Source organism: Sodalis sp. (in: enterobacteria), assembly GCF_047607725.1.
GTDB lineage: Bacteria > Pseudomonadota > Gammaproteobacteria > Enterobacterales > Enterobacteriaceae > JBLKSS01.
Map to the genome: position 1 here is coordinate 1 of NZ_JBLKSS010000165.1, position 9,310 is coordinate 9,310.

Here is a 9,310-nt window from a genome sequence, read left to right on the forward strand (position 1 = left end):
GTGAGTAGCCGAGGGCATCACCGCCCACGACGGCCTGATATTCCATCCAGAGCAGCTGTTTGGTCACGCCCTTGCGGCTTAACTCGGTATCGATATCAAGCCAGCTGGGTAAGGTCTTGATAGCCTTGCCGGATTTGCCGGGATAGAGCAGGCGGTCGAGGTCGACGGGGAACAGTTCCGCCGGCAATGGCCAGACCAGGTTAGCTACCGTGAATCGGCCGAGGATATCGTACACTGTAGTACAGCCGATGCCGAGCGCTGCTGCGATTCGAGTGACGCTGCTCAAATTTCATGATTAATGCATTTATATATATGTATATTTATGTTCTCGCGTTCTTCTTTTTACGTGCCATGCCATACCCCCGGAAGCTAAAAGTCTCCAGAGTATGGCGGAACAGAAGATGAGCGATAGGACAGAATCGGAATCGCTGATCGGGCGACCGGAATCAGTGATCGGACGTGACCGGAACCAGCAGCATGTATGGCGTAGCGCAGGGGGCGCTGTTTTTCGGCGAGTCGATGTTTAGTCGCCGGCCGAACGCATCAAAATTGGCGCTGTGGTGTTTTTGCCGTTATTTTATGCATCAGGGCGGAAAAATGGTAGACTGCCAAGTATTGAACTCGCATACCGCATCGCTCGGGGCGCATAATATTGCGCGCGGCGATTTTCTGGCTATGCTTACGCAATTACTACCTTTATCACTGGCGGCCGGCTGCTGGCAACCGCAAGCCCTCTTTACCGTCCTTCCTGATTCTGAAAGCGGCAGATGATGAGGCTTTCTTCATCATTTCTTTACATAATGAGGGTTTTTCGGCATTATCTTGCCGGTTAAAAACTATGGTATTCATACCTAGAGGATTCGATGGCCAAAGAAGACAATATTGAAATGCAAGGCACCGTACTGGACACGCTGCCTAACACCATGTTCCGCGTGGAATTGGAAAACGGTCATGTGGTGACCGCACATATCTCCGGTAAAATGCGCAAGAACTACATCCGTATCCTGACGGGCGACAAAGTCACCGTTGAGCTGACCCCGTACGATCTGAGCAAAGGCCGCATTGTCTTCCGCAGCCGCTGAGATTATCTGAGCGCGTTGACCGGCCGGTTCCGGTGACGATTATCCTCGGCATAATGCGCGATAATTCCCCCTGCCACGACGCCGGTGAGTATTTCTACCCGCCATAACGGCTGAAGAAGGCGATGACCCCAGCACCGGCTATCCGGCTGCGCTATCCGGGCTATCGCCCCTCTCCGGCTTGAGGGCGTTGTGCCGCCCCGCTTTACCCCCTGACGCACGGCTAACCCGCCCCGTCCTTCGCCGCCGAGCCGGTATTCCGCCTGTGCTTTTGTTCCGTCCATCCCCTGAATCCGCCTGCATTCCCTCACGCATCGCGCCACCACTTTATCAGCCAACGCGCCAGCGCAACGGGCATATTGCGCGATAGCGCGGGCGTTTGCGGCGCAACAACGCGGAACCGACAGTACGGCAATGCGCAAGCCGCCGCCAGAACATCGGGAACCCTCGGCGCTGGCATAAAAAAGGCGATACCTCAGGGTATCGCCCTGCTCTGCTCGGACCGAACCGCCGGGGGTTAGTGCACCGCCCCTTCGGCCTTACGTTTTTGCGCGCTAAGGAACTGGTATTTGAGCGTTTGACTCTCTTTGTCCAATTCCACCCGCACCGAGCCGCCATCCACCAGCGAACCAAACAACAGCTCGTTGGCCAACGGTTTTTTCAGATTCTCCTGCATGACGCGGGCCATCGGACGGGCGCCCATGGCTTTATCGTAGCCTTTGTCGCTGAGCCAGTTGCGCGCGTCGTCGCTGACTTCCAGCGAAACGCCCTTGGCATCCAGCTGCGCCTGGAGTTCGACAATAAATTTGTCGACCACCTGCTGGATAACCTCGGTGGAGAGATGGTTAAACCAAATCACGTTATCGAGACGGTTGCGGAATTCCGGCGTAAACACCTTCTTTATCTCCGACATGGCGTCCGTGCTGTTATCCTGCTGAATCAGCCCTATCGACTGGCGCTGGGTTTCCTGCACGCCGGCGTTGGTGGTCATCACCAGTATCACATTACGAAAATCCGCCTTGCGGCCGTTATTGTCGGTCAGCGTACCGTTATCCATCACCTGCAACAGCAGATTGAAAACGTCCGGATGGGCCTTCTCGATTTCATCAAGCAGCAGCCCGGAATGCGGATACTTCAATACGGCATCGGTCAGTAGGCCGCCCTGATCGTAGCCGACATAGCCGGGAGGCGCGCCAATCAGGCGGCTGACGGTGTGTCGCTCCATATATTCAGACATGTCGAAGCGCAGCAGCTCAATATCCAGCGCTTTGGCCAACTGCACCGTCACCTCGGTTTTACCGACGCCCGTGGGACCGGCAAACAGGAAGGATCCCACCGGTTTATGCTCCTGACCCAGCCCGGCGCGGCTCATTTTGATCGCCTCGGTCAGCACCTCGATGGCCTTGTCCTGACCGAAAACCAGCATCTTCAGCCGATCACCCAGATTTTTCAGCACGTCGCGATCGCTCGCCGAAACCGTTTTCTCCGGAATACGGGCGATCCGCGCCACCACCGACTCGATATCCGCCACGTTGACGGTCTTTTTACGCTTGCTGACAGGCATCAGCCGACTGCGCGCGCCCGCCTCATCGATGACATCGATGGCTTTGTCCGGCAGGTGGCGGTCGTTGATGTATTTCACCGCCAGCTCCACCGCCGCCCTCACCGCCTTTGCGGTATAGCGCACGTCGTGGTGGGCTTCATATTTGGTTTTCAGCCCTGTCAGGATCTGCACCGTTTCCTCCACCGTCGGTTCCGTAATGTCTATCTTTTGGAATCGACGCGCCAGTGCGCGATCCTTTTCAAAAATATTGCTGAATTCCTGGTAGGTGGTTGAGCCTATCACGCGGATTTTGCCGCTGGAGAGCAACGGCTTAATCAGGTTGGCGGCATCCACCTGCCCGCCCGAGGCCGCGCCGGCGCCGATGATGGTATGGATTTCATCGATAAACAGAATGCTGTTCTGGTCCTGCTCAAGCTGTTTGAGCAGCGCCTTGAACCGTTTCTCGAAATCGCCGCGGTACTTGGTGCCGGCCAGCAGCGAACCGATATCCAGGGAGTAAATGGTGCAGTTGGCGATAACCTCAGGCACTTCGCCGCGCACGATCCGCCAGGCCAGCCCTTCCGCGATGGCGGTTTTACCCACCCCGGATTCGCCCACCAGCAGCGGGTTGTTTTTCCGACGGCGGCATAGGACCTGAATGGCGCGTTCCAGCTCACGATCGCGGCCAATCAGCGGATCGATGCCGCCGACGCACGCCAGTTGATTAAGGTTGGTGGTGAAGTTTTCCATACGCTCCTCCCCGCCTGACTGCTCTTCGTTGACCGGCGTTTCAGGCCCGGGTGCCTGCGTCTCGTCTTTACCCGTACCGTGGGAGATAAAATTCACCACGTCCAACCGGCTGACGTCATGCTTGCGCAGCAAATAGGCCGCCTGGGATTCCTGCTCGCTGAAAATCGCCACCAGCACGTTGGCGCCGGACACTTCGCTACGTCCGGACGACTGGACGTGGAAGACCGCGCGCTGCAGTACGCGCTGGAAACTGAGCGTGGGCTGCGTTTCGCGCTCTTCATCACTTGCGGGTAAGGTCGGTGTGGTTTGTTCGATAAAGGCTTCCAACTCCTGGCGCAGGGCCACCAGATCGACCGTGCACGCCTCCAGCACTTCACGCGCCGCAGGGTTGCTGAGCAGGGCAAGCAGCAAATGTTCCACGGTCATAAATTCATGCCGGTGCTCACGCACTCTGGCGAAAGCCATGTTTAAACTGAGTTCCAGTTCTTGATTGAGCATTGGCACCTCCCCAAATAGATTGCCCTTTCAGGCTTTTTCCAGCGTACAAAGCAACGGATGCTCGTTTTCCCGGGCGTAGCGGTTGACGTGAACCGCCTTGGTTTCCGCGACCTCCGCGGTATAGATACCGCAAACGGCCTTTCCCTGATAATGCACCCTAAGCATCAGTTGCGTTGCACGTTCAACATCATAAGAAAAGAACTTTTGCAATACGTCAATAACAAATTCCATTGGAGTATAGTCGTCATTGATAAGTATGACTTTATACATAGACGGGGGTTGTACCGCATTTTTCACCTGTTCTTCAGCTAGATGGCGCTCATCGAGCCTGTCGCTTGTCTTACCCATCGTGTTGTTCCAACGCTAAATCATCACCGCTGCGCTAGAGCAGCCCCTTTCTTTCATCTTACCATTGGATAATCAAAATAGCCGCCGGCGGCGTCAGGATTTTGTCCGGGTGTGCCGGCAGCCGTCCGAAAAAAACGGGTTAAAGCGTTAACTGCTTCAAAGTTTGATAATGTCGTCAGCTAACTCTTTAGCCATCGCTTGATCTCTTATCGCTATCCTCTAGAGTGTAGAGGCATAAGCGGATGCGGGTAATCAGCCGCTTACGACGTCAACTATCCTCATCACATAAAAGCTTCGGTTGCGAGGGATGTAGAAACATGGAGACGGGTAAAGTTAAATGGTTCAATAACGCCAAAGGTTTTGGTTTTATCTGCCCGGAAAACGGCGGCGAGGATATCTTTGCGCACTATTCAACGATCCAGATGGACGGTTACCGGACGCTGAAGGCCGTGCAAGTCGTCAGATTCGAGGTTCATCAGGGGCCCAAAGGGAACCATGCGAGCCTGATTGTGCCTGTTGAAGCCGAGAATGTTGCCTAATAACGCGCATCGCAATATAAAAGGTGTCACCGCATGAAATGCCAGCCTGTCGCTGGCATTTTTCTGCCGCTTGCGCCTGCATACTATCAAGTTATAACACTTTTCTTTTACGACGCAAGTTTAATTATGCGATAAATCCCCCGCCGCAGGGCCATCCGGCGCGCCGGCGGCGGGAGCCCTTGTCGCCGGGCTGAGCCCGAAAGATCGGGTCACGAGGTCATCGCCTCACCCGCCTGGGCGCTTGATGGGGCTTATCCGGCATGACGGCGACGCGAGGGCCGATGCCGCGACGGCGTTGCAATGGGTCGGCGCGGCGCCGTCACCACACCTTACGGCCCGCGCACCGCCCCTTCGGCGGGTGAGGTGTTTTTTCCACAGCGCTGTCCTTTACAGCGCCGGCGCTTTTCGCTAGCGTGTGGCGGTCAGTCGCCTCGCGGCGTCATAAGGAAGTGGTCTGTTCATGTATGCCAGTCTGTTGCTCATTCTCGTCCCGCTGATTATCGGCTATCTGCTGCCCCGCCCGCCCGCTGGCTACAGGTCGTAAACCGCGCCTTAAGCGCCATGGTGTACGTTATCCTATTTTTGATGGGTATCAGCCTGGTGTTTTTACCCAATCTCGCCAGCAATCTGCTACGGATCGGCGTGATTACCGCCGTCAGCGCCCTGTGTATTCTGGCGATGAATGCGCTGGCGCTGGGACTGCTGGAAAAAGTCCTGCCCTGTCCCGCCACCACTCTCGCGCCGCTGCGCTGGCGCATGGCCCTCGACTCGCTCAAGCTCTGCGCCGTGGTAGTCGCCGGCTTTGCGCTCGGTCTCACGCATTGGTCCGGGTTCAGCCTGGCGACCCAGGCCAGCGAACTGCTGCTGATTCTGTTGCTGTGGCTGGTGGGTATCCAACTGCGCAACAGAGGTATGACGCTCAGGCAGATAATCCTCAACCGCCGCGGACTGCTGGTGGCGCTAAGCGCACTGGCCGCCATGCTGCTGGGGCTGCCGTTGTCCACCGGGCTGGCTCTCGCGTCCGCCTATGGCTGGTATTCGCTATCGGGTATCCTGATGACCGATGTGTTTGGGCCGGTTATCGGCAGCGCGGCGTTTTTCAACGACCTGCTGCGCGAACTGCTAGCGATTATGCTGATCCCGCTGCTGATACGCCGCCGCCGCCATACGGCGCTGGGGTTGTGCGGCGCCACCTCGATGGATTTTACCTTGCCGGTGCTGCAGCGCAGCGGCGGGATGGAGATCGTGCCCGCGGTAATTGTACAGGGCTTTTTGCTCAGTCTGCTGGCGCCGGTCCTCATCGCCCTGTTTTCGGTGCACGCCGGCGGCTAAGCGGTCGCGCACCGAGGGCCCCACGCCCCGCGGTCATATTTCCTTACCCCCACACCGTCGATAAGGTCTACCCTATAACCAGACGGCCGCCCAGCACGGTGCTGCCGCGACATTCTCTACGGAGGTAGTCATGAAATACACTGTGGCGGCAATGATTGCCCACACCTTGGAACATGCGGGGGTAAAGCGGATTTGGGGTGTCACCGGCGACTCGCTTAATGGTCTGAGCGACAGCCTTAACCGAATGGGTACGATAGCGTGGCACGGCACGCGTCATGAAGAGGTCGCCGCGTTCGCGGCCGGCGAGCTTGCGGTGTGCGCCGGCTCCTGCGGGCCCTGTAACCTGCATCTTATCAATGGGTTATTTGACTGCCACCGCAACCAAGTTCCAGTTTTGGCTATCGCCGCCTATATTCCCTCCAGTGAGATCGGCAGCGGCTATTTCCAGGAGACACATCCCGAGTCGCTGTTTCGTGAATGCAGCCACTACTGCGAACTGGTGTCCAATCCGGAACAACTGCCGCAAATACTGGCCATCGCCATGCGCAAAGCCATTATCGATCGGGGCGTATCGGTGATTGTCCTACCCGGCGATGTTGCGCTCAAGCCGGCGCCGGAAGGGCAACGGCCTGACTGGTACTCCCCCCGCGCGGCGCTGGCGGTGCCCCCGGTGGACGAACTGGAGAAGCTCGCCGCCCTGCTCAATGACGCCCACAATGTCACCCTGATGTGCGGCAGCGGCTGCGCTGGTGCCCATGATGAGGTCGTGGCGCTGGCCCAGCAGTTGAAAGCGCCGGTGGTGCATGCCCTGCGCGGCAAGGAACATCTTGAGTGGGACAATCCTTATGATGTGGGCATGACCGGCCTTATCGGTTTTTCATCCGGTTATCAGGCGATGATGAATGCCGATACGTTGGTGCTACTGGGAACCCGCTTTCCGTACCGCGCCTTTTACCCCCAAGATGCCCGCATTATCCAGATCGATATCGCGCCGGGCAGCCTGGGCGCCCATTGTAAGCTGGACATGGCGCTACTGGGGGATATCAAGTCCACCCTGGCGGTGCTGTTGCCGCGGCTACACGAAAAAACCGATCGGACATTTCTCGACAAGGCGCTGGCGCATTACCGCGACACCCGCAGCGATCTGGATGCGCTGGCCCAGCCCAGCGGGGAGAAAGCGATCCATCCGCAATACGTCGCACGTGAAATCAGCCGGCTGGCGGCCCAGGACGCAGTCTTTACCTGCGATGTGGGAACGCCGACGGTTTGGGCGGCCCGCTATTTGACGATGAACGGCCGCCGCCGGCTGCTGGGATCGTTCAATCACTGCTCAATGGCCAACGCCATGCCGCAGGCGCTGGGCGCGTAGGCCGCCTGTCCCGGTCGGCAGGTGGTGGCGCTGTGCGGCGACGGCGGCTTTACCATGCTGATGGGGGACTTTTTGTCGTTGGCGCAGATGAAATTGCTGGTGAAAATCGTTATCTTTAATAATAGTGTGCTGGGTTTTGTGGCGATGGAAATGAAAGCTGGCGGCTATCTTACCGACGGCACCGATCTGCAAAACCCCGATTTCGCCGCCATCGCCCGCGCCGCGGGCATCAAAGGTCTTCGGGTGGAAACATCCGCCGCGCTGGCAGAAGCGTTCGCCCACGAGGGTCCGGTGGTGGTAGACGTGGTCACCGCCAAAGAAGAACTGGCGATGCCACCGCAAATCAAATTTGAACAAGCCAAAGGCTTTAGTCTGTATATGCTCCGCGCCATCATTAACGGCCGTGGCGATGAGATTGTGGAGCTCGCCAAAAACAACTGGCTGCGTTAAGCGCCGGCCAGGATTGCCGTTTGCCGCGGCGCCTGCCCCCCTTGAGCGGCCCTCAGTCCAATACGTTAGGATGGGATTAGCATTATTGATTTACGCAGTGATACCGTGACCTTGCCCACCGACGCGATGCGTCAGGCAATGGCCGCCGCTGAAGTCGGCGATGATGTGTATGGCGACGATCCCACGGTAGCGGCGCTCGAGGCCGACGGCGCGCGGCTGGCCGCTAAAGAGGCCGCCCTGTTTTTCCCCAGCGGCACCCAGGCCAATCTGGTGGCGCTGATGACTCATTGCCAGCGCGGCGAAGAGTATATCGTCGGGCAAAAAGCCCATAATTATCTGTTCGAGACGGGCGCCGCCGCGGTGCTCGGCAGTATCCAGCCGCAACCGCTGGACTTTGCCGATGACGCGACACTGCCGCTGGACAAGGTGGCCGCCGCCATTAAACCGGACGATTTTCATTTCGCCCGCACCCGTCTGCTGAGCCTGGAAAATACCCACAACGGCAAGGTGGTCCCCCAGGACTATCTGCGCCAGGCGTGGGCGTTGACCCGCGAACGGCAACTGGCCCTGCACATCGACGGCGCGCGGGTTTTTAACGCCGTGGTAGCGCAGGGCATTGCCCTTAGCGAGATAAACCAATATTGCGACACGCTGACAATATGCCTCTCCAAAGGGTTGGGCGCCCCGGTGGGATCGCTTCTGTGCGGCAGCGAAGACTATATCGCCCGCGCCAGACGCTGGCGCAAGATGGTGGGCGGCGGCATGCGCCAGGCGGGCATTCTGGCCGCCGGCGCCCGCTACGCGCTGGCGCATCATGTAACCCGTCTGCAGGAGGACCACGATAACGCCCGCTGGCTGGCGCAGCAACTGACGCAGCTGGGCGTCGACATTGTCGCGCCGGGTGCGCAGACCAATATGCTGTTTATCCCCGCCAGTCCGCCGATTTAGCGGCCAGACTGGCACCCTGGATGCGCGACCACGGTATCATTATCGCCTCGGGCACCCTCACCCGGCTGGTGACGCATCTCAACGTCAGCCGCCAGGACCTGGAGAAAGTGGTTGACTGCTGGCGCGGGTTTCTCGCCCACCATGACAAATTAGCCGCCGCGCCGCTCACCGGCGTCTATTTCCAATAACGCTTGCAGTACCGCCAGCGTCTGAGCATCCGACAGGCCGCGGTAGTCGCTGGGCCGGTAATGCATCTGAAACGCCCGCAGCGCCCGACGCTGCAGCGTTTGCGGCATATCGGGCGTGACATCATAGCGTAAGCGCCCCGTGGAGGACGTCTTGAATTATTGGTGGGTTTGTTGTATGGCCCGGTAAGAATATGTTCCACTACGATGCCTAGTGAACCCGCATCCTATAAGGGACGGCTGTCAGATCATGGATAATCCGGCGATGA

The 9,310-nt window shown here is 58.2% G+C and carries 6 protein-coding genes and 5 pseudogenes; 6 read left to right on the forward strand and 5 right to left on the reverse strand.

The annotated features are described in order from the left end of the window. Positions 1-293: pseudogene (locus ACMX3H_RS14520) on the reverse strand (IS21 family transposase); the annotation flags it as partial. A 178-nt stretch (positions 294-471) separates the two neighbouring features. Here ACMX3H_RS14520 and ACMX3H_RS14525 point away from each other — a divergent pair. Then, positions 472-771, forward strand: a pseudogene (locus tag ACMX3H_RS14525) (leucyl/phenylalanyl-tRNA--protein transferase); the annotation flags it as partial. Between the two features lie 92 nt (positions 772-863). Continuing rightward, positions 864-1,082: a translation initiation factor IF-1 gene (gene infA / locus ACMX3H_RS14530; protein WP_002211347.1), complete on the forward strand. Its 219-nt coding sequence runs from the start codon at positions 864-866 to the stop codon at positions 1,080-1,082. 2 nt (positions 1,083-1,084) lie between these two features. Here the strand turns inward: infA and ACMX3H_RS14535 are convergent, their stop codons facing one another. From ACMX3H_RS14535 to clpS, 3 genes are all read right to left on the reverse strand, one after another. After that, the gene (locus tag ACMX3H_RS14535) at positions 1,085-1,363 is read right to left on the reverse strand and encodes a hypothetical protein (RefSeq protein WP_415211352.1); all 279 of its coding nucleotides are present in this window, start codon (positions 1,361-1,363) and stop codon (positions 1,085-1,087) included. A 233-nt stretch (positions 1,364-1,596) separates the two neighbouring features. Further along, complete coding sequence (gene clpA, locus ACMX3H_RS14540) at positions 1,597-3,870, reverse strand: ATP-dependent Clp protease ATP-binding subunit ClpA (protein WP_415211353.1); 2,274 nt, start codon at positions 3,868-3,870, stop codon at positions 1,597-1,599. Between the two features lie 27 nt (positions 3,871-3,897). Beyond that, positions 3,898-4,218 (reverse strand): ATP-dependent Clp protease adapter ClpS, encoded by a 321-nt coding sequence (gene clpS / locus ACMX3H_RS14545; RefSeq protein ID WP_415211354.1) that lies wholly within the window; start codon positions 4,216-4,218, stop codon positions 3,898-3,900. A gap of 317 nt (positions 4,219-4,535) precedes the next feature. Between clpS and cspD the strand changes: the two genes are divergently transcribed. The 4 genes and pseudogenes from cspD to ltaE all read left to right on the forward strand — a co-directional run bounded on the left by cspD (position 4,536) and on the right by ltaE (position 9,044). Next, complete coding sequence (gene cspD / locus ACMX3H_RS14550) at positions 4,536-4,757, forward strand: cold shock-like protein CspD (RefSeq protein ID WP_415211355.1); 222 nt, start codon at positions 4,536-4,538, stop codon at positions 4,755-4,757. A gap of 460 nt (positions 4,758-5,217) precedes the next feature. Continuing rightward, positions 5,218-6,089 (forward strand): annotated as a pseudogene (locus tag ACMX3H_RS14555) (lysine exporter LysO family protein). Between the two features lie 130 nt (positions 6,090-6,219). Then, a pseudogene (gene poxB / locus ACMX3H_RS14560) lies at positions 6,220-7,908 on the forward strand (ubiquinone-dependent pyruvate dehydrogenase). Between the two features lie 126 nt (positions 7,909-8,034). Next, a pseudogene (ltaE, locus tag ACMX3H_RS14565) lies at positions 8,035-9,044 on the forward strand (low-specificity L-threonine aldolase). Here ltaE and ACMX3H_RS14570 read toward each other — a convergent pair. Next, positions 9,032-9,244 (reverse strand): hypothetical protein, encoded by a 213-nt coding sequence (locus tag ACMX3H_RS14570; protein ID WP_415211356.1) that lies wholly within the window; start codon positions 9,242-9,244, stop codon positions 9,032-9,034. The pseudogene ltaE and the gene ACMX3H_RS14570 sit on opposite strands and share 13 nt — an antisense overlap. Positions 9,245-9,310 lie beyond the last annotated feature (66 nt).